Origin of the sequence: Thermoanaerobacter siderophilus SR4 (genome assembly GCF_000262445.1) — a bacterium.
GTDB classification, from domain to species: Bacteria; Bacillota; Thermoanaerobacteria; order Thermoanaerobacterales; family Thermoanaerobacteraceae; genus Thermoanaerobacter; species Thermoanaerobacter ethanolicus.
Window position 1 is genome coordinate 1,040,493 of the sequence record NZ_CM001486.1, and the last position, 21,904, is coordinate 1,062,396.

General features: G+C 34.3%; 16 protein-coding genes, 1 pseudogene and 2 riboswitches. Of the genes and pseudogenes, 4 read left to right on the forward strand and 13 right to left on the reverse strand.

The features are described from left to right. Positions 1–143: 143 nt before the first annotated feature. The 10 genes and pseudogenes from mgtA to THESIDRAFT1_RS05170 all read right to left on the reverse strand — a co-directional run bounded on the left by mgtA (position 144) and on the right by THESIDRAFT1_RS05170 (position 13,243). Positions 144–2,831 carry a magnesium-translocating P-type ATPase gene (mgtA, locus tag THESIDRAFT1_RS05120; RefSeq protein WP_004398941.1) on the reverse strand — a complete coding sequence of 896 codons (2,688 nt, stop codon included), beginning with the start codon at positions 2,829–2,831 and terminating at the stop codon, positions 144–146. Between the two features lie 364 nt (positions 2,832–3,195). Further along, positions 3,196–3,363, reverse strand: a riboswitch (M-box (ykoK) riboswitch). A 63-nt stretch (positions 3,364–3,426) separates the two neighbouring features. After that, positions 3,427–3,963 carry a phosphatase PAP2 family protein gene (locus tag THESIDRAFT1_RS05130; RefSeq protein WP_003869672.1) on the reverse strand — a complete coding sequence of 179 codons (537 nt, stop codon included), beginning with the start codon at positions 3,961–3,963 and terminating at the stop codon, positions 3,427–3,429. 428 nt (positions 3,964–4,391) lie between these two features. Next, complete coding sequence (gene thiT / locus THESIDRAFT1_RS05135) at positions 4,392–5,030, reverse strand: energy-coupled thiamine transporter ThiT (protein ID WP_003869671.1); 639 nt, start codon at positions 5,028–5,030, stop codon at positions 4,392–4,394. A 62-nt stretch (positions 5,031–5,092) separates the two neighbouring features. After that, positions 5,093–5,195, reverse strand: a riboswitch (TPP riboswitch). Positions 5,196–5,317: 122 nt separating this feature from the next. After that, positions 5,318–7,201, reverse strand: coding sequence for an ABC transporter ATP-binding protein (locus THESIDRAFT1_RS05140; RefSeq protein ID WP_006569737.1), 1,884 nt, complete (start codon positions 7,199–7,201; stop codon positions 5,318–5,320). Then, a pseudogene (locus THESIDRAFT1_RS05145) lies at positions 7,198–9,424 on the reverse strand (ABC transporter ATP-binding protein). Before THESIDRAFT1_RS05145 ends, THESIDRAFT1_RS05140 begins: the two are co-directional and overlap by 4 nt. Before the next feature lie 110 nt (positions 9,425–9,534). Further along, a complete protein-coding gene (locus THESIDRAFT1_RS05150) occupies positions 9,535–9,978 on the reverse strand; it encodes a MarR family winged helix-turn-helix transcriptional regulator (protein ID WP_006569739.1) in 444 nt (147 codons plus the stop codon). Positions 9,979–10,139: 161 nt separating this feature from the next. Beyond that, complete coding sequence (gene polX, locus THESIDRAFT1_RS05155; protein ID WP_006569740.1) at positions 10,140–11,852, reverse strand: DNA polymerase/3'-5' exonuclease PolX; 1,713 nt, start codon at positions 11,850–11,852, stop codon at positions 10,140–10,142. Between the two features lie 17 nt (positions 11,853–11,869). Then, entirely contained in the window at positions 11,870–12,298 is a 429-nt protein-coding gene (gene hepT, locus THESIDRAFT1_RS05160) for a type VII toxin-antitoxin system HepT family RNase toxin (protein WP_003869666.1), read from the reverse strand. Next, on the reverse strand, positions 12,291–12,680 hold the full coding sequence (mntA, locus tag THESIDRAFT1_RS05165; protein WP_003869665.1) for a type VII toxin-antitoxin system MntA family adenylyltransferase antitoxin: 390 nt from the start codon (positions 12,678–12,680) through the stop codon (positions 12,291–12,293). The genes hepT and mntA overlap by 8 nt, the downstream gene beginning before the upstream one ends. 95 nt (positions 12,681–12,775) lie before the next feature. Next, positions 12,776–13,243: a methylated-DNA--[protein]-cysteine S-methyltransferase gene (locus THESIDRAFT1_RS05170; RefSeq protein WP_003869664.1), complete on the reverse strand. Its 468-nt coding sequence runs from the start codon at positions 13,241–13,243 to the stop codon at positions 12,776–12,778. Between the two features lie 310 nt (positions 13,244–13,553). Between THESIDRAFT1_RS05170 and adhE the strand changes: the two genes are divergently transcribed. Beyond that, positions 13,554–16,172 (forward strand): bifunctional acetaldehyde-CoA/alcohol dehydrogenase, encoded by a 2,619-nt coding sequence (gene adhE / locus THESIDRAFT1_RS05175; protein ID WP_006569741.1) that lies wholly within the window; start codon positions 13,554–13,556, stop codon positions 16,170–16,172. 21 nt (positions 16,173–16,193) lie between these two features. Here adhE and THESIDRAFT1_RS05180 read toward each other — a convergent pair whose 3' ends face one another. Beyond that, positions 16,194–17,477: an SH3 domain-containing protein gene (locus THESIDRAFT1_RS05180; RefSeq protein WP_003869662.1), complete on the reverse strand. Its 1,284-nt coding sequence runs from the start codon at positions 17,475–17,477 to the stop codon at positions 16,194–16,196. A gap of 277 nt (positions 17,478–17,754) precedes the next feature. Beyond that, positions 17,755–18,888, reverse strand: coding sequence for an aldo/keto reductase (locus THESIDRAFT1_RS05185; RefSeq protein WP_006569742.1), 1,134 nt, complete (start codon positions 18,886–18,888; stop codon positions 17,755–17,757). Between the two features lie 143 nt (positions 18,889–19,031). Here THESIDRAFT1_RS05185 and THESIDRAFT1_RS05190 point away from each other — a divergent pair, with 143 nt between their 5' ends. The 3 genes from THESIDRAFT1_RS05190 to THESIDRAFT1_RS05200 are packed head-to-tail and all read left to right on the forward strand — an operon-like array spanning position 19,032 to position 20,865. Continuing rightward, positions 19,032–19,403: a GntR family transcriptional regulator gene (locus THESIDRAFT1_RS05190; protein ID WP_003869660.1), complete on the forward strand. Its 372-nt coding sequence runs from the start codon at positions 19,032–19,034 to the stop codon at positions 19,401–19,403. Further along, positions 19,404–20,105 (forward strand): ABC transporter ATP-binding protein, encoded by a 702-nt coding sequence (locus tag THESIDRAFT1_RS05195; protein ID WP_006569743.1) that lies wholly within the window; start codon positions 19,404–19,406, stop codon positions 20,103–20,105. Then, positions 20,098–20,865, forward strand: coding sequence for an ABC transporter permease (locus THESIDRAFT1_RS05200; protein WP_006569744.1), 768 nt, complete (start codon positions 20,098–20,100; stop codon positions 20,863–20,865). Before THESIDRAFT1_RS05195 ends, THESIDRAFT1_RS05200 begins: the two co-directional genes overlap by 8 nt. Positions 20,866–20,894: 29 nt before the next feature. Here THESIDRAFT1_RS05200 and THESIDRAFT1_RS05205 read toward each other — a convergent pair whose 3' ends face one another. Continuing rightward, entirely contained in the window at positions 20,895–21,569 is a 675-nt protein-coding gene (locus tag THESIDRAFT1_RS05205) for a beta/alpha barrel domain-containing protein (RefSeq protein WP_003869657.1), read from the reverse strand. Positions 21,570–21,904: the final 335 nt, after the last annotated feature.

Here is a 21,904-nt window from a genome sequence, read left to right on the forward strand (position 1 = left end):
TTTAATTTCCATCTCAGTAGGATATTTTCTTGTTTTCACAAATTTGTAAAAAAGCCCAGACAGTGCTTTCTGTCCAGGCTTTTTAAATTTCAGACAAAGGGAACCGTCCCCTTTGTCTGACTTGGCTAATCTATTGTCCAAAATTACAGCAAACTTCCAAATTTTTTTACAAATCTCGTTTTAACGTATTGCGCCAAAGTCAAGTATGCAAGAAGCGTAGCTGCCAAGAACAAGAAGTATATTGCTGGTAGAGGCGTCATCCCAAGTTTAGCTCCAAAAGAAGTAAATGGCACAATCGTTCCTACTGTAACAGCTGCTGAGGTAAAAAGTAATAGTGGCCATGAAGCAATGCTTTGTATAAAAGGAATCTTCTCGGTCCTAAGCATGTGAACTACCATTGTTTGCGTCCATAAGCTTTCTACAAACCAGCCTGTTTGGAAAAGTGAAACAAATTGGAGTTTAAGTGCTTCAGGCAACAAGAAGTAAGAGCCACCTATAACCAACGGACCAATTACAAAAAACATCAAAGCATAAGTGGTTATATCAAAAATTGAACTAGTAGGTCCAAACCATACCATGAAATTGCCTATATTTGCAGCATCCCATTTTCTTGGCTTTTGTATATACTCTTTATCCATTGTATCCCAAGGCACTGATGTCATTGACAAATCATAAGTTAAATTAAGGAAAAGAAGTTGCAATGGCTGCATTGGCAAAAAAGGCAAAAATGCACTTGCTACTAAAACTGAAAATACATTACCAAAATTAGAACTCGATGTAATTGCAATGTATTTCATAATATTTCCAAAAATTCTGCGTCCTTCTACAACTCCCTCTTCTAATACCGTAAGACTTTTTTCTAAAAGTATTATATCTGCTGATTCTTTTGCAATATCTACTGCAGAGTCAACAGAAATTCCAACATCGGCTTCTCTTAGTGCAGACGCATCATTGATACCGTCCCCCATATATCCAACAATGTGGCCTTTGCTTTGTAAAGCCTTTATTATTCTCGATTTTTGCATAGGAGAAAGTTTTGCAAAAATTGTCGTCTTTTCTGCTACTTCTGCTAATTCTTCATCTGTCATATTCTCTATTTCATTTCCTAATAGAATATTCTCTACAGCAATCCCCACTTCTTTACAGATTTTCTTTGTCACTATTTCATTGTCACCAGTAAGAATTTTTACATCTACTCCATGTTCTTTTAAGGCTTTTATCGCATAAGGTGCAGATTCTTTTGGCGGGTCTAGAAAACCTATATAACCCATGAGAACCATCTTACTTTCATCCGCCACACTGAAAACTCCCTCTGGTGGAACATCATTTTTTTGAGCTACGGCAAGCACCCTCATTCCGTCTTCATTTAATTTTCTTACCATTTCTCTTACTTCTTGGCGTATTTCATCTGTCAAAGGAACAACTTCACCTTTGTACTCAGCGTATTCGCAGATGGAAAGCACTTCTTCAACGGCGCCTTTCGTTACAAGCTGCCTTTTCCCACCTTCGCTCTCTAAAACTACAGACATTCTTCGCCTTACAAAATCAAAGGGTATCTCATCAACTTTTTTGTATATTTTATCTAAACCATTAAAGCCCTTTTCAACTCCATACTCTAAAATAGCTACATCCATCAAGTTCCTTAGACCTGTTTGATAATAACTGTTAAGATATGCATGTCTTAAAACTCTGTCATCTTCATTTCCATGTATATCAAGATGTTTTTCTACAACTATTTTGTTTAATGTCAAAGTGCCAGTCTTATCAGTACAAAGTATATCCATTGCTCCGAAATTTTGAATAGCATCTAATCTCTTGACAATTGTCTTATGTTTTGCCATTGTCACAGCACCTTTAGCAAGGTTTGTAGTGACTATCATTGGAAGCATTTCGGGAGTAAGTCCAACAGCTACAGCCAAGGCAAAAAGCAATGCATCCAACCAATTACCCTTTGTAAGGCCATTTATCACAAAAACAATTGGAAACATAACTGCCATAAACTTGATAAGCACTTTGCTGACATTGTTAATACCCTTTTCAAAACTTGTCATTGCCCTATGCCCTACAAGGGACTTTGCCATTGAACCAAAATAAGTACGGTCACCTGTTGAAAGAACTACAGCAATAGCAGAGCCACTTACTACATTGGTACCCATAAAGCATATATTTTCTAAGTCTGAGAGGTTTAAATCCTTAGCTTTCCTTTTTTCTTCTTTTAAATCCGGATATTTCTCAACTGGTTCAGATTCTCCTGACAAGGTCGCTTGGTTTATGAATAAGTCCTTGGAAGTAATAACCCTAACATCTGCAGGTACCATATCTCCTGCTGCCAAATGTATTATATCACCAGGTACTATTTCTTCCATTTTTATTTCTCTCTCACCTGTATCTTTGCGAATAACTGCAGCAGTCGTGTGAACAAGGGCTTTCAATTTTTCCGCTTCTATATTGGAGCGGTACTCTTGAACAAAGCGAAGCAGTCCACTAACCGTTACCATTATAGAGATAATAATTATGGTGCTCCAATCTCTGTCTTGAGGTGCAGTAAAAAGTACATCAGTTATATATGACACAATTGCCAAAAATACCAATATACCTATGAAGGGATTAATAAAAGCTTTAATCAATTGAATATACCAAGGAGCTGGTTTTTCATGGGCTACTTCATTTAACCCATACATTTCAAGTCTATCTTCTGCTTCCTCAGAAGTCAAACCTTCTCTGTCTGTGCCTAATTGTGCCAAAACTTCATCTACATCTTTTTTCGCAAACTCAATTAATTGGGTAAGTATCGTATCTGTGAATCCATTTTTCTTTGCGATTTTGATCATTTCCATACACCTCCAAAACACAATAATAGACTAAGGCTGCTGAGTCTTTTGCAACCTTACAGTTACAGTATTTGTTTTTTTGTGAAAAACTTTCGCACTTAGACGATGGAATTAAAAGGAATTGTTTTGGAGGTATATGTAATAGGACACCAAAAGAAGGGATAAATAGGCATTTTAAGAAATAGCAAAATTTATTGAAAAGGCCACGTGTGAGAAGAATGGACGTGGCCTCAAACTATGCCCATCCTTCTTCAATGTCATATTACATATACCTTTATAGCTTTTACTACTACCTCCACCGTCCATTCTTCTCACCTCCGTTTTTTCGCAAATTAAAAAACCTCTCAACGAATGAAAGAGGTTTTTTAACATTTCAATTCGTTGAGCTTTGGCACTATACAGCTTTGGAGCATCCTCCAGCTGCATTAAGTAAAACCTTAATTCGGTAATACTTGTTGACCCGTTAGCATCTCTCGATGTTTCCGGGCAGCAGCGTATATCTGTATAGGAGCCTCACCTAACGATTGTATTAACTTGTGCCCTTCTACATTATATTCTTCTATTTACAATCTGTCAATCTATTTTGAAAAATTTTTTACAAAAACAACTTTGTAGCTATAAAATGGGTTAGATAAGAAAAAGTAATACCTATCGTTGAGCCCATTAATACATCTGAAGGATAATGCAGTCCAATGTATATCCTTGAAATCCCTACAAGTACTGCCAGCGAAATAAAGAACAGTGCAAGGCTTGGAAAAAACATTGAAAAAGTCATAGCAAGTGAAAAACTGGCAGTAGCGTGACCTGAAGGAAAAGAATAATCTTTTAAAAGATGTTTAAAAGTATTTGTATTAGCTAATACCATATAAGGCCTTGGTCTTGTATATTTTCTTTTTAAGAGCTGAACAAACAAATGGCTGCTTACAAGAGCAGTTAAAGCTTCTAAAGCAGAGGCTTTCACATTGTTTTTTCCGAAAAATATTAAAGATAAGCAAGAAAATATTGTAAAAAAAGGACCTCCTATATGAGTTATTTTAGGCATTATTTTGTCCAATATATTACATTTTATTCTTTTGTTTATATAGAAAAAAATGTTTTTGTCTTTGTCAAGAAGCACTCTTTTTATTTGCATCAGCAAAATCCCCTCCCTATAATCTCATTTCACTAATGCTTTCATCGAAATTTTTCAGCACAATTTCACACACTCTATCAGCGGAATTTTTATAAACCAATTCTTCCATTCTTTTTTCATATACTTAAGTTTATCAAGGTTTTCAAACAACAATTCTCTTAACTTTCAAAAGGATTTTATATTCTTTATATCTACAATTATATATACATTATCGTACTTTTCAAAAGCTTTTTCAACAGCCTTTGCTACTCTTTTATGGCCTGTTCCTATTTATCCATGGGCTTTCCCATAACCTTTGATTAAATTATCTTATGATAACATTAAAAAACATTATAGGGATGTTAATTTTATGTTAAATTTTTTCTTACAAAATATTATACCATTATTTTGGCTATCCATTGAAAAAAATAAAAAGGGGAAATACCCCTTTAAGCAATTGCTTTCTTTTTAATTTCCTCGATAGCATTTCTAACTTGAGGAATTAGTGAAACTGCAAAACATATTGCCACTTCTACACCTATTATGCTTCCATTAACTAAAAGTGAATAAACTATAGGACTCATTCCTTTTGGCGCATAGCTTGCAAAAAAGAATACTCCGGATAAAAAGTGAGAGAAAAATCGTCCAAATCCGCCGACTAAAATTCCCAAACTCAGGTTTTTTCTAAAAAAGCCAGCAAGTCCTAATGCACCAAAAGCCAAAGGATAGTCGAGAAGTACTTGCACCCATTGGACTATAAAGGGGTCTTGAATAAGTTGCAAAAGTCCATATGCCATGCCAACAATCACACCAGGACCTGGTCCATAATAATACGCAAATATAAAAAGTGGAAGCATGCTGGCAGGCGTTATGGAACCACCCTGTGGCCAGTGGTAAAACCTTATATATGACAGCACAAAAGAAATAGCAATTGAAAGTGCTCCGTAGACAAGCATCTTTGTGTCAAATTTGACACTTCTTCGCATCAGATATAAAAGAAAAGCTGCCAATAAAATTGCCAATATAACTGATAAGGTCACTGGTTTTATTTTGGCAAAATCAGAAAATATACTTATAATGTAGGACATAATAAAAAACACCTCCATGATATTTAGAGGCTATGTTCGCTGAAAAAAATACCGCGAAATGCGGTATTTTTGAGCCGCATTCCCTACGGAGGCATTACCCTCATCAGGTTCCAAGGGTTTGGCATCAATGCCATCTCAGCCATTAAGGCTCCCCCAGCGGACATAACCACCTATTTTGTTTTCACCTTTAATTTATCATTTTCTGTAGTCTGTGTCAAGAATAATTATCAAATGCGGATGGCCAAGCTTTGTAGGTTGCTGACGTTTTGCACACACATCAAATGGTATTAACTTGCCATCTCTTCCTCTTTTTCAAACTGACTGTTATAGAGACTTGCATAAAAACCGCCTTTGGCAAGAAGCTCTTCGTGGGTACCTTGCTCTATAATATCTCCATGGTTCATGACAAGTATCAAGTCAGCATCCCTTATCGTAGAAAGCCTATGAGCGATTATAAAGCTTGTGCGTCCTTTCATAAGGTAATCCATCGCTTTTTGTATTTGTATTTCTGTAAGGGTATCTACAGAGCTTGTAGCCTCATCGAGTATGAGAATTTTGGGATCTTTCAAAATAGCTCTTGCTATAGTTAGTAACTGCTTTTGCCCTTGAGAAATATTTGTGGTCTCTTCATTTAATACCATGTTATAGCCCCCTGGCAATGTCCTTACAAAACTGTCAACATGAGCTGCCTTAGCAGCTTTTATAACTTCCTCATCAGTAGCATCGAGACGGCCATATCTTATATTGTCCATAATAGTACCATTGTAAAGCCAAGTATCCTGAAGCACCATGCCAAAAAGTGAACGCAAATCTTCTCTCGTAAAATCTCTTATATCATGCCCGTCAATCAAAATAGCTCCTTCATTCACATCGTAAAAGCGCATTAAAAGTTTCACTATAGTAGTCTTTCCTGCACCAGTAGGACCGACAATTGCAACTTTTTGTCCTGCCTTAATAGAAGCAGAAAAGTTATTTATCACCATTTTATCAGGTCTATATCCAAAACGAACATTTCTAAACTCCACATTCCCTTTTATATCTTCAATTTTTACAGGCTGTGGATTATCTGGAACTTCCTCTTCTTCCTCCAAAAACTCAAATACTCTTTCTGCACAGGCAGCAGTTTGTTGCAGTATATTGGAAATATTTGCAATCTGAGCAATAGGCTGTGTAAAAGATCGGATGTACTGTATAAACGCCTGAATATCCCCCACTTCTATTGCATTTTTTATGACCAACCAACTACCCAAAACTGTAACCGCCACATAACCCAAGTTTCCTATTACATTCATAAGTGGCATCATAATACCTGTCAAAAACTGTGACTTCCAAGCTGCTCCGTACAAAGTGTTATTTAATACATCAAACTTTTCAATGCTCTTTTTCTCTCCATTAAAAGCCTTTACTATATTATGGCCTCCATATACTTCCTCCACATGACCATTTACATGCCCTAAATAATCCTGCTGCTCTCTAAAATACATTTGTGAATGTTTGACAATAAAGGCAATTACCAAAGAAGACAAAGGAATTATCAAAAGCGCCACTAAAGTCATAAGCCAGTTTATGGTAAACATCATAATCAAAACGCCTACTACTGTCGTCACAGAAGTGATTATCTGAGTCAAGCTTTGATTGAGAGTCTGAGTAATTGTATCCACGTCATTTGTAATACGTGACAATATTTCCCCTTGATTTGTGCTTTCAAAATATTTCAAAGGCAGGCGGTTAATTTTTTCAGAAATTTCTTTTCTAAATCTATAGGTAACTTTCATCGCAACCCCAGACATTATCCATCCTTGCAGGTATCCGAATAAAGCACTTAAACCATATAAGCCTATGAGAATTAGAATTATCTTTCCTACATATTCAAAGTCTATGCCACTGCCTTGCCCTGTTATTTTATTCATTACACCTTCAAAAATTTTGGTTATGGCTTTACTGAGTATTTTAGGACCCGCAATGGAGAAGGAAGCACTAAGAGCTGCTAATATAAATACACTTATTATAGAAATTTTATAAGCTGATAAATATTTTATCAACTTTTTCATTGTGCCTTTAAAATCTCGCGCTTTTTCTCCACCGCGAACCATGCCATGGGGACCGCCTCCCATTCCTGGCCCGCGAAGTCTGGGCATCTGTTTGGGGTCTATTCTTCTATTTTCACTCATGCCAATTCCTCCTCCGACAGCTGTGATAAAGCTATTTCTCTGTAAGTTTGACAGTTTTTAAGTAGGTCTTTGTGTTTCCCTATGCCCACAATTTTACCTTCTTCAAGCACTATTATTTGGTCTGCATGCAAAAGAGTTGACACCCTTTGTGACACCATTATAACAGTGCTTGATTTTTAGCCTTTCTCTTAAGGCTTTCCTTAAAGCTGACTCTGTTTTGAAGTCAAGAGCTGAAAAACTTTCATCAAAAATGTATATTTCAGGCTTTTTAACAAGAGCACGAGCAATGGAAAGCCTCTGCTTTTGCCCTCCTGAAACGTTTGTTCCTCCTTGTGCAATCTCTGAATCAAATTTCTTGGTCTTTTCATTTATAAATTCCATTGCTTGTGCAATTTCTGCTGCTTCTTTTACTTCCTCGTCCGTAGCCTGGTCATTTCCGTATTTCAAATTTGATTTAATTGTACCACTGAAAAGCCAACTTTTTTGGGGTACATATCCTATTCTGCTGCGTAAATCTTCCTGCCTTACCTCTCTTACATCTACACCATCAACCAAAACCTGTCCTTCTGTCACATCGTAAAATCTCAAGATCAAATTCACTAAGGTACTCTTTCCAGAACCTGTTCTTCCTATTATGCCTACTGTCTGCCCTGGCAAAACCTTGAAGTTTATATCCTTTAAAGCGTATTCTTCAGCACCTGGATATTTAAAAGATACATTCCTAAATTCTACAGTTCCAGCCATATTTTCATTAAATTGTTTTGGATTTTCTGGGTCTTTTATAGAAGGCTCTGTAGCCAAAACCTCAGCAATACGCTCTGCCGATACTGATGCTCTTGGTATCATTATAAACAGCATTGAGAACATCAAAAATGCAAAGATAATCTGTATAGCGTATTGCATAAATGCCATCATGTCTCCAACTTGCATGCTGGAATTTTGGATTTGGTGAGCTCCTACCCATATTATCAAAAGAGTAATTCCATTCATCACAAGCATCATAGATGGAAATATAAATGCCATAGCACGATTTACAAAAAGCCCTACTTTTGTAATATCTTGATTAGCTTTGTCAAAGCGCTCTTCTTCAAATTTTTGATTATTAAAAGCTCTTACCACCATTATTCCTGACAAATTTTCACGAGTAACTAAGTTTAATCTATCAATCAATTTTTGCATTAGCATAAACTTGGGCATCGCAATGGAGTACAATGCTGATATTATACCTAAAAGTACTATTACTGCTAAAGCTATAATCCAAGACATTGAAACACTTTTGCTAAGTGCTCTAAATACACCACCTATACCCATTATAGGCGCATAAAACACCATTCTTATCATAATTACAAGAAGCATTTGTATTTGTGTAATATCATTTGTAGTTCTTGTTATCAAAGAAGCCGTAGAAAATTTGTCAAATTCAGCATTAGAGAAGCTCTCTACTCTTGCAAATAAATCTCTTCTCAAATCTCTCGCTACTCCAGCTGCCACTTTTGATGCAAAAAATGCTACCATAATAGTGCTTAATGCACTCAGTCCAGTTATCAATAGCATTATAAGGCCAGTATGAAGAATGTAATCAGTTTGAATTTTGTCTGTATTTATGCCAATTGCCTTGTATTCTTCTTTTACAGCCATTGTTGCAGCTTGTATAACCATATTGTCACCTAAAGAAGCAAACTTTTTGTTCATTTCATCTCTTATTTGAATAAGTTGCTCTTCTGGCAGTTGAGACATCATAGCAAAGAGGTCTACATTTGCCGGTATTTTCTTTCCATTAAATTCTATACTTCCGTTTTTTGCACTGGCTTTAGCTTTTTCCACACCTGTAACAGCTAAAAAGGCTTTCCCCATAGGTAAATTTATTTTGTCAATTTCTGATTTATCTACGCTTTTAAGGACATATACAGGCTCTTTTGAAAGAATAGGATATTTTTTTACATATTTATCATAATCAGGACTGGATTTGTCTACTAATGTATAATCTTTTAAAATCTCTTCCTTTTCTTCAGGTGTAACAAATAGCAAAAGTTTATCCATTTCGCTTTTCCTTATAGCCTCAGGCACTGCATTTACTATGCCACCTTGCTGTATTCCATTGTTAACTATCTTGGACATATAGTCAGGCAATGACAAATCACTCATTGCTTGAACAAATATAAAGAACACTGCTAAAAAAATCAACAGAATATAGGGTTTTAAATATTTCGCCAGTTTTACCATACCAACACCTTCTCCTCCTAAAAATTTGCCTCGATTTCTTTTGTGAGAACTACTTCTTTTTAAATTTCTACTTCCTCAACTTATTTACTTAATTTTGTTATACTTCCTCACTATAAATCATGTTGTTTTTCCAATATTTTTTTCAGTGCTTCTAATCCTTCAATTATTTTATTAAGGTCTTGTGGGCTTGCTCTACTTATTAATTTTTCAAACTTCTCTTCAGCTTCTTTGAAATGTTTTTGAAAAGTATCTTTAAACTTAGGAGTCACACTGACATAAACAACTCTTCTATCTTCAGTGCTTCTCGTCCTCTCTACCAAGCCTTGCTTTTCTAACCTGTCAATAATGCCAGAAACAGTGCTATTGGAAAGCCCTAATCTCTGACTTAAGTCACTTACTTTCATTTCACCATAACGGGCTAAAATGCCCATAAGCATTCCTTGTGGTCCTGTAATGTCAAAATCTTTGCATTCGTATTTCATAGAATGCTTTATAATATTCATTATTTGTTTTAAAAGCTTAAGTATTTTCAATCCGTTGTTTATCTCTTCCATTTTCACCACCGCATTTTAAATTATTTCGCACACGAATATTTTGTATTCAAATATTTCTGATACAAAATATATTGTACTCTTCTCATAATAGTATGTCAAGATTTCTTAAAGCTTTTCAAAAAAATAAAATAAAAAAACCGCTAATAAAATTAAAAGCGGTTTTACATATTAGAAAAAATCTCTAACACTGCCTCCAGTTCATAAGTATTTACAACATCTTTTGCTTCAAGCCACCCCTTTCTTGCAATACCAATGCCATACTTTACATCTTCCAACCCTTCTACACTGTGGGCATCCGGACATATGGCAAATTTTACACCTTTATCTTTTGCATATTTTATATATCTCCAGTCAAGGTCTAATCTATAGGGGCTGGCATTTATCTCAATTATTTTGCCGTATTCTTTTGCCGCGTCAATTACTTGATAGACGTCAATTTCATAGCTGTCTCTTGCCAGTAAAAGTCTTCCAGTCAAATGGCCTATTATCTTTGTGTATTTATTTTTAATGGCGTTTATCACTCTTTTTGTCATCTCTTCTTTAGTCATTCTAAAATGAGAATGTATAGAAGCTATAACCAAATCGAATCTTTTTAAAATTTCTTCGTCGTAGTCTAATGACCCATCCGGCAAAATATCCGATTCAATACCTTTTAATATGACTATATCATCGTATTTTTTGTTTAACTCTTCTATTTCTTCCCACTGTTTCAATAGCATTTCCTCTGCCAATCCACCGGCATAAAAAGCAGATTTACTGTGGTCAGTAATCGCTATGTATTTATATCCTAGCTTTCTCGCTCTCTCTACCATATCAACAAGAGAATTTCTACCGTCGCTATAAGTAGTGTGTACATGAAATACGCCTTTTAAATCTTTTTCTTCTATCAAGGCAGGTATTTCTCCTCTTTCTGCCGCCTCAATTTCTCCCATGTTCTCTCTAAGCTCTGGAGGAATATAAGACAAATTAAGTTTATTAAAAATTTCCTCTTCAGAGCTGCATTTAATAAGGACATCCCCTTTAAAAAGCCCGTATTCGTTCATTTTTATGCCCATCTCTTTTGCTCTATGCCTCATAGCTGTGTTGTGTTCTTTACTTCCTGTAAAATGGTGAAGAGCATAAGGGAATTCCTCATCTTTTACTACTCTTAAATCTGCATTTATTCCTGAGTTTAGTGTTACGCTTGTCTTTGTATCCCCTTTTGCTATCACATCCCGTACCTCTTCATAGGAAGCAAACAAGTCCATAAGTTTTTCGGGATTATCAGAAGTAGCCAGTATGTCAATGTCTTTTACGATTTCCTTTTTGCGCCTTAGACTTCCCGCAATCTCACATCTTATAGTAAGCCCTGTCCCTTCCAAATACTCTTTAAGCTTGACTGCTTCTTGATAGGCTTCAAAATATAGGTGCTGTCCTGTAAACTGCTTTATAAACTGTATTCCTTCAAAAATCTTCTTCTGTGTTTTTTCACCAAAACCAGGAAGGTCCACAAGCCTATTTTCAACACAGGCGTATTCTAATTCGCCAATTGTCGTAATCCCCAGTTTTTCATGCAATGTCTTTATCTTTTTAGGGCCTAATCCCGGGATTTTTAACATCTCTATGAGGCCCGGAGGCACTGATTCCTTTAATTTTTCATAATACTCAAGCCTTCCTGTTGTTATAAGCTCTGTCAGCTTTTTATTTAACGCTTCTCCTATGCCTTTTACATCTTTTAACCTATCTTCTTTCACAAGGGTCTCTATATCTTCATCAAGAACTTCTATAGTGCGAGCCGCATTGTAATAAGCCCTTGCCTTAAAGGGATTTTCTCCTTTCAACTCGAGTAAAAGCCCAATCTCATTCAATATATCCACAACAGTTTTTTTATCCATAATTCACCACTTCTTTTTTAATTATTTATATATAACTCAATGGTCCTCAAAAATTCATAAACATCGTCAATTTTCTTTGTCAAAAAATTTCTTATATAACTCCACTTTATATCAAGATATTGATGGGCAAGGACATTTCTAAGTCTTGCTATTTCTGCTATGGATTTGGCAAGCTCTATATCTATTACTTTTATTTCCCCTAATTTTAATATTATCTCTCTATAAGAATCGGGTATTTCAACATTTTCATTGGCAATCAAAATTTTTGAAATGTCAATAAGTGCATTGGCTATATTTTCAATCATCCTTTCAACATTTCTTCTAACTATCCTATTGGCATTGTATTCTTGAAAGCTCAACTCTTTATGCGCTTTTAAATCTTCCAATTCAATTTGTATAAATTCAATCCTTTTTATCACATTAATTTTATCAGAATCTTTAAGCATTTTTCTCCCTTCTTTCCTGTCTGTATCTATATATATCAAGAACAGTTTTTCTAAAATCTTCTGCCTCCATAGACACTTCAAGCATGTAGTTTATATAAAAATCATGGTCATTTATTATAATCTTTTTTCCTCTCAAAGCTTCCCAAGCAACAGTAGCATTGGCTATATTCAAAACAATAAGGTCAACATCCCTTTTAAGCAAATCCTCCAATTCATTCCATAAACCATAGACAAATTTCTCATCATATTCTTTAAGGTAAACTGCTATGTCAATGTCTGATTCCTTTGTAGCTTTTCCTTTGGCAACAGAGCCAAACAAAAAAGCCATAACTATATTCTCTTTATTTTTAAAAAACTCTTTTAAAGTTTCCAAATAATCCATTCTATCACCTGCTCTTTATCTCCATTATACCATAAAAAAGTTAAAAATAATGGCACAATTGACAAAATTACTACCAATTGCACCATTGTAGATAGTTAAATCTTTACCCCCTCAAGACTTAATAAAAACTTTTTTATCTCAATCCCCCCTCCAAAGCCTGTCAAATTGCCATCCTTTCCTATAACTCTGTGACAAGGAATTATAATAGGAATAGGATTTTTATTAAGAGCCTGTCCTACCGCTCTTGCTGCCTTTGGCTTGCCAATCAATTTAGCAATTTCTCCATATGTTTTAACTTTCCCATAGGGAATTTTTGAAATTTCACGCCACACAGCTTTTTGAAAATCTGTACCTTGCAAATCCAACCGCACATCAAAATTTTTTAATTTCTTTTGAAAATATAGGTCAAGTTGACGTATACACTCTTCAATATAAAAATCGCTGCCTTCTTTAAAGCCTTCTAATGAAGATTTCTCATTTTCAAAGTCAATACGACATATGCCTTTACCCGAAGAAAATATTGTAAGCATGCCAATAGGCGATAAGAATTTTTTATACAGCACCTTCTCATCTCCTTAAAAATTTAAAAACTGGTAATTTGATTATATCACAATATAATCTGCAAAAACATAATGTAAAATTTTTTGAGTAATCGTTTCATATCGATTTATCACTATTGACATCATTTTAAACCTGTTTTATTATAAAAGTGTAAAGAGATTGTTAAATGAATAACAATTAAAATATAGAGCAAACTATTGTTAACTTCTAATTTTTATAGAAAAATACTTAAATTTTTCGAAGTACACTTTGACAATCTCTTTATTTAAATAAAATATTTTGTTAAATTATTATCAATATGGAGGTGTTCTTATGCCTAACTTATTACAAGAAAGAAGAGAAGTAAAAGAAAAAACAGAAGTGAAAGAAACGCTGGATGTTAAAAGACAAATAGACCAATTAGTAGAAAAAGCACAAAGAGCACAAGAAAAATTCATGTCTTATACCCAAGAACAAATAGATAAAATAGTTAAAGCTATGGCTTTGGCTGGTATTGAAAATCATGTGAGATTGGCAAAATTAGCCCATGAAGAAACAAAAATGGGTGTTTATGAAGACAAAATAACGAAAAATCTTTTTGCAGTAGAATATGTGTACAATTATATAAAAGACAAAAAGACTGTCGGCGTCCTTAGTGAAAACTTAGAAGAAAATTATATGGAAGTGGCAGAACCTGTAGGAGTTATAGCCGGCGTAACACCCGTTACAAACCCTACTTCTACAACAATGTTCAAAAGCTTAATCGCTATTAAAACAAGAAATCCAATAATTTTTAGCTTTCACCCAAAAGCATTAAAATGTAGTATAGAAGCAGCAAAGACCATGTACGAGGCAGCATTAAAAGCTGGTGCACCAGAAGGATGCATAGGTTGGATTGAAACGCCTTCAATTGAAGCAACGCAACTTCTCATGACACATCCCGGCGTCTCCCTTATCCTCGCAACAGGCGGCGCTGGAATGATAAAAGCCGCTTACAGCTCAGGAAAACCCGCCCTTGGCGTAGGTCCTGGCAATGTCCCCTGCTACATTGAAAAAACTGCAAATATTAAAAGAGCAGTCTCAGACCTAATACTTAGCAAAACTTTTGACAATGGCACAGTATGCGCATCAGAACAAGCTGTGATAATAGACGAAGAAATAGCAGATGAAGTGAAAAAATTAATGAAAGAATATGGTTGCTATTTTCTCAATAAAGAAGAGACTAAAATGCTAGAAGAATTCGCTATAGACAAAAACACCGGTTTAATGAATCCAGCAGTTGTAGGTCAACCGGCAACAAAAATTGCTGAAATGGCTGGATTTAAAGTACCTGAAAACACAAAAATACTTGTAGCTGAATATCCTGCTGTAGGACCAGAATATCCTCTCTCCAGAGAAAAGCTAAGTCCAATACTTGCTTTATACACAGTCAAAGATTACAACGAAGGCATAAAAAGATGTGAAGAAATGACAGAATTCGGCGGACTTGGTCACTCTGCAGTAATACATTCTGAAAACCAACAAATTATTAATGAATTTGCAAAAAGAGTACGAGCAGGAAGAATTCTTGTAAACGCCCCTGCTTCTCAAGGAGCTATTGGAGATATTTATAACACGGCTATCCCATCTTTGACTTTGGGTTGCGGTACAATGGGTAGAAATTCAACAACAGATAATGTAAGTGTTTATAACCTTATAAACATAAAACGAGTTTTTATAAGAAAAGAGAGAATGAAATGGTTCAGAGTTCCACCACAAATTTATTTTGAAAGAGGGTCATTACAATATCTGTCACAAGTAAAAGGCAAAAAAGCCTTTATTGTAACAGACCCTGTGATGGTTAAATTAGGTTTTGTAGATAAAGTAACGTATCAATTAGATAAGGCAAATATTAAATATGAAATATTCTCTGAAGTTGAACCAGATCCTTCAGTTGACACTGTAGAAAAAGGGGTAAAAATAATGAGAGGGTTTGAGCCTGACTTACTAATAGCTGTAGGTGGTGGTTCTGCAATAGATGCAGCGAAGGGAATGTGGCTTTTCTACGAATACCCTGATACAAAATTCGAAGACTTAAGGTTAAAATTTATGGACATAAGAAAAAGAACTTATAGATTTCCTGAACTGGGGAAAAAAGCTTTATTTATCGCAATACCAACCACCAGCGGTACAGGTTCTGAAGTTACTGCCTTTGCAGTTATAACAGACAAAAAGAAAAATATAAAGTACCCTCTCACAGATTACGAATTAACACCAGATATCGCTATAATAGACCCTGACCTCACAATGACAATACCACCCTCTGTCACAGCAGACACTGGTATGGACGCTTTAACCCATGCTATTGAAGCCTATGTATCTGTAATGGCATCAGACTATACAGACGCTCTCGCAGAAAAAGCTATAAAATTGATATTTGAATATCTACCTAAAGCATACAAAAACGGGCAAAATAAAGTCGCCCGCGAAAAGATGCACAATGCTTCATGCATAGCTGGAATGGCCTTCACAAATGCATTTTTAGGAATAAACCATAGTATGGCTCATATACTTGGTGCTAAATTCCATCTTCCACACGGAAGAGCAAATGCAATACTTCTGCCCTATGTCATAGAATACAATGCTGAGTTACCTAAAAAATTTGCTTCATTCCCACAATATGAATATCCCAAAGCAGCCGAGAAATATGCAGAAATTGCAAAATTCTTGGGACTTCCTGCATCAACCATTGAAGAAGGAGTAAAAAGCCTCATTGAAGCAATAAAAAATCTTATGAAAGAGCTTAATCTTCCTTTGACACTTAAAGAAGCAGGCATAAATAAAGAAGAATTCGAAAAACAAATAATGGAAATGTCTGATATAGCCTTTAATGACCAGTGCACCGGTTCAAACCCAAGAATGCCATTGGTATCCGAAATTGCAGAAATATATAGAAAAGCCTATGGAGAATAAGGGTAAATTTTTAGTTTACCCTTATTCTATTTCCAAAACAGAAGTGAATTTTTCTATAAAAGATACTCCTGAAGTTGTCGGCAGAAAAGTAGAGGTTACCATAACTTCATTTACAGGAACAAATTCATATTTATCTTCCTTTTTCTCTCCATACCCATGAAAATTATGTATTATATAAGGAATGCCTTTTTCTTTTCCAATGTAAATCATAGCATGCCCTGGCATATAGACTAATGCTCCTGGCTTTACACTGTCGAACACTTTTATTCTTTCTTCATTTGACATTCCCTCAATAAATTTATAGGATTTGTCCGCTACTGCTTCTTGCTCATTAGCATTCCTAGGAAGCCTTATGCCAAAAGTTTTAAAAACATACATTATATAGCTTGAACAATCTCTTCCCCCAAAACTATCTCCCCACCCATACCTATCACCTAAAAGTTTAAAAGCTTGCTTTAGAATATTTTCTCTTGTATATGGAAGGTATCCTAAATTTATATCTTCTTTTTTGGAAATCAAAGAATACTTAAATTGAAGATTTCCATTACTATCTCTTACAGGTATTTTAATTACATAATTGCCTTCTACGGATTGATTGCCTATATGCCTTGGAACTTTGTTTGTTTCGAGAGGTATCTTAGTACCCATTGTAAATTCCAGTTTAGAAATGCTTATATCAAAAGGATTACTCCGAGTTTTTGTGTAGTTTCCTGTGACCACTAAAAATTTATAGGAATTTACATAATCAAATAACTCTTTTTTGTCCTTTGAAATTGCAATATCCTCTGCTTTAATCCATCCTCTGTAATTGTACATCTGTATAAAAAACCATTTTCTATCTTTACTTTTGTGTAAAATAACTAAAGGTTCAAAAGCTTGACATCCCGTCTCTTGAAACCTGTCAAATTCAATATCTCCCTGCTTGTCAAAAACAGCTTCCTCCGTGGGAAAACTTCTAATAGAAGTATTTCGAATTGCTATACCGTATTTTACTGGATTTACATCCTCAATTTTTTCTAAATTTGTATTTTCTATTACATCGTCATAAAAGTCTTCTTCTATGAGGTTGCCGTACCTATTGTACATAGACTTTTTGGGTATCTCATAACTTTTGATTAACTTAATAAGCTCATCTTTTTTTAAACTCTCTTTATATGTCTCAATGTCACATACCATACCTACTTTATTTATTATCTTTCTGTTAAAGTTTTCAATCTCTTGTGGTGTCATAATAACTTTGTCGGCATTGTCTATTTTCCTAATCCAATATTCTGGACTTAACATATCTTCAATAACCTCAAACATACAAACTCTCCTCTCATAAACAATAAAAGTAGGCAAAAATTTATAGAAAGAATTTTAAAAAAATGAAACTAAAAGCGAAGTTTTTCGTCTATACTATAGAGATATGTTTTTAAAAGGGGCGGTATACTAAATGGAGAAAAAATTTTATTTAGTCATCATTTTAATACTAAGTCTGATATGTCTTCTTCTTGGAATAACAATATTTTTAACTGCTTTTCATCATGGTATTACATAAAAAGGAGAAGGAGCGAAATGTAAAACTCCTTCTCCTTTTTCGTTATGCTCTTTCAAAATAATCTGCAACTTCTTTAAGATAATCAATTATTGTAAGATGTTGTGGACATACACTCTCACAGGTACCACATTCAATGCAGGAACTCGCTTTTGCATCTCCCAAATCTTTATAAGCCTTACGGTTAGCCTCATAAATGTTATACATATGAGCTTCGTTGTAAAGTTCAAAGTTCCTTGGTATATTTACACCATTTGGGCAAGGCATGCAGTAGTTACACCCTGTACAGGCAATTGGTGAAAGCTCTTTGTATTTGTTTCTAACTTTACTCACAATCTCAAGTTCTTCTTTTGTTAAGGTATTTATTCCTGACCTTTTTGCGCTTTCAATATTTTCTTTTAGTTGCTCAAACGTGCTCATGCCACTTAACACAACCGAAACCTCCGGCTGATTCCATAACCATTGAAGTGCCCACTCTGCAGGGGTACGCTTAACCTTTGCAGTATCCCAAATGTCTTGCACTGCTTTTGGAGGGTTGGCAAGCCTTCCTCCTCTTATAGGCTCCATTATTACAACACCTAAGCCTTTTGAAGCAGCATATTTTAATCCCTTCTCTCCAGCCTGCACATCTATGTCCATATAGTTGTACTGTATTTGACAGAAATCCCATTTGTCATAATAATCTACAATCTCTTGGAATACAGGATACTCATCATGGAAGGAAAACCCTATGTATCTTATCTTTCCTTCTTGCTTCTTCTTTTCAGCCCAGCTTAAAGCATCAACTTTTTTCATGTTCTCCCATTTGCTTTTATCTAAAGCATGCAAAAGATAAAAATCTATGTGGTCTGTCTGAAGTTTCTTGAGCTGTTCATTTAAATATTTGTCCATATCTTCTTTCTCGTTAATTAGCCAGGTGGGAAGTTTCGTAGCAAGAAAAGTTTTTTCTCGGTAACCATCTTTTAAAGCTTTACCTGCAACTATTTCGCTGTTACCTCCATGATACGGCCATGCTGTATCAATATAATTCACACCATTGTCAATGGCATACCTTATCATCTTTATCGCTTCAGCCTCATCTATTTTGCTGTTATCATTATCAATTACAGGAAGCCTCATTAAACCAAATCCTAATGCAGATACTGCTATATTTAGCTTGCCAAATTGTCTGTATTGCATCTCATCCTCTCCCCTTTTTAAATATGTTTTAAGTTAATTATAACATAGCGAATTGCATAAACAAAAATCTCTTTAATATTGACATTTAGAAAATATTAGTGTATTATATAATTAGTGCACTAGTACAATATGGAGGTGTTGTATTGAAAATTGAGTTTGATGAAAAAATACCCATTTACCTTCAAATAATGAAGGCAATAAAACAAGAGATAGCTACAGCAAATTTAAAAGCAGGTGATAAATTGCCTTCTGTCAGAGAAATGGCAGAAATTTTAAAAGTAAATCCCAATACTGTCCAAAGAGCATATCAGGAACTTGAAAGAGAACAAATCACCTATACACAAAGAGGAATGGGAACCTTTATTACAAACGATGTACAAAAACTAAAATCATTAAAAAAAGAAATGGCAATGGAATTAGTCACATCCTTTGTAAATGAAATCAAAAATTTAGGTTTTAACATGGATGAAATAATAGAAATTGTAAAAGAATCCTTAGAAAGGGAGGTTAAGTAATTGGACACAATTTTAAAAATCTCTAATTTAACAAAAAATTATTACAATACCCAAGCCTTGAAAGGCATAGACTTAGAAGTTGAAAGAGGAAAAATCTTAGGGCTTTTAGGTCCTAATGGCAGTGGTAAAACTACATTAATGAAAATTATAGCTGGCATACTAAAGCCTACTTCAGGAGAAGTGCTAATTGAAGGTAAAAAGCCGGGAATTTATACGAAGCAAATTGTATCTTATTTACCTGATGTAAATCCTCTTTATAAGTGGATGAGGGTGAAAGATGCTGTAAATTTTTTCAAAGATTTTTACAATGATTTTGATGAAGAAAAGGCTAAATCAAATTTAGACTTTATGGAGCTTAAAGAAAACCAAAAAGTCTCTTCCCTTTCAAAAGGCATGTTAGAAAGGCTTTTTTTAGCACTTTTCTTGTCAAGAAATTCTAAACTTTATATTTTAGACGAACCTTTAGGCGGCGTAGACCCCAGTGCAAGAGACAAAATAATAGATACCATAATAAAAAACATTAATGAAGATAGCTCAATGGTTATTTCTACTCATATTATAAGAGACATAGAAAAAGTTTTTGATGAAGTAGCCTTTCTCTCTGAAGGAACAATAATTTTAAAAGAAGAAACAGAAGATTTAAGGAGAAAAAAAGGAAAATCAATTGATGAAATTTTTAGGGAGGTATATGCTAATGTTTAAACTTATAAAATATGAATTGCAGGGAAGATCCAAATATTACATTGCAGCTTTAATAGGGATGTTTTTTATGTTTTTTTATATAAATATGAGACTTACTTCCAAAGATTTTACAGTTTCGCTAGCTTTTTCATTTTTAGCAATTTACTTAGTCTACATTGTTCTTGTAATATCAGGTATAATACTCTATGCAAAAGATGTCTTTGGAAACTCTGGATATTTGATTTTTACAATTCCCAAAAGAGGAGAAACAATATTGGGGGCAAAATTAATAGTTGCTATTGCTGAATTTCTAATATTTATATTTACTGTTGTTTTGCTATCCTATTTGAATCTATCAATAAATTACCCTGTGGAAATAGTAAACAATTTTATTTTAGAATATAAAAATACTCTAATACCTGCTTCTACACTTATAACACTTTTCTTTATCTTTTTAATTCTTCTGTCATATTTTAGCATAACTCTTACAAAAACAATTTTTTACTCAAACAAATACGCCATATGGATTTCTCTCATGTTGATGTGGTTAATTTATTTTATAATAAACAAACTTATTACCCTTATATCAAAATTATTCCCTTATTCCATTCATATTGGAACTGGCAGTATAATCGCAAAAGCCGTTAACACTAACTCTAATATAACAATGTATCTTACACCATTAGAGTTAAATATCGCCGCTCTAACTTTTGAAACATTTACACTTTTTATTCTCTTTATCGCAACCTCATATTTAATTGACAGCAAAATGAACTTATAATAACTAAAAGGGCCAAAAAGCCCTTTTAGTTATTCCCTTTCTTTTCTGTATTTGTCCATTATCTCTGAGAAAATCTCTGCATTTGTAGGAGGAGTATAGGATATAGCATTAGCGCCTGCTTCTATCGTCTTTAAAATGGTTTCCTCAGTAGGACCTCCTGTTGCAATAATGGGTATGTCGGGACAAATATCTTTTACACGTTTTACTAAATCAGGTGTCTTTTGTGCACCAGATATGTTAAGTATTGTAGCGCCAGCTTCTACTCTCCCTTTTATGTCCTCTTTCTCCGACACTATAGTTACAACAATAGGTATATCTATTGTCGCTCTAATTTTTTTGATTATATCATTGGCAGTAGGAGCATTTACAACAACTCCCATTGCTCCAGAAAATTCCGCGTCAAGAGCCAAGTTAACAACTCTCTTTCCTTGTGTAAGTCCTCCACCCACCCCGCAAAATACCGGTATATCCGCTGCCATCATAAGAGCGTGAGTAATAACTGGCTGAGGAGTAAACGGATATACTGCTAAAACAGCATGAGCATTAGTATTTCTAATCAAAGCAATATCTGTTGTAAAAACAAGGGATTTTATTAATTTACCATAGACCTTTATTCCCGAAGCTTTTTGATGAATAACTTCAGGAACTAAAACCATCTTTTGCCTTAAAGGTGAAGTTATCTCGGGAACAAAATTATCAGACATTTTATCACCATCTTTTGCTCTTATTTTATAAAAATATTATATCAATAATTGCTTATAAATCAATGCCTTTTAAGAATTAATTCCATATTTTTCAAAGATCCATTTCTTACCGTATAAAGTCCATACAAAGCAAGAAGACACTATTAAAATTATCTTATTATTTCTTTACTTTTTAGTGTTTGAAAACAATTTTAGTTTAAAAATAATATTAAATTTTAAATTGTATTGTGTTTTTGCCACTTTTTTTGAAGGCTTATTAAATTTTTGTGAAAAAATTTCACAAAATATGTACAAAAATCATCTTTGTTTGCATAAAATTTAAATAGGGATTTAAA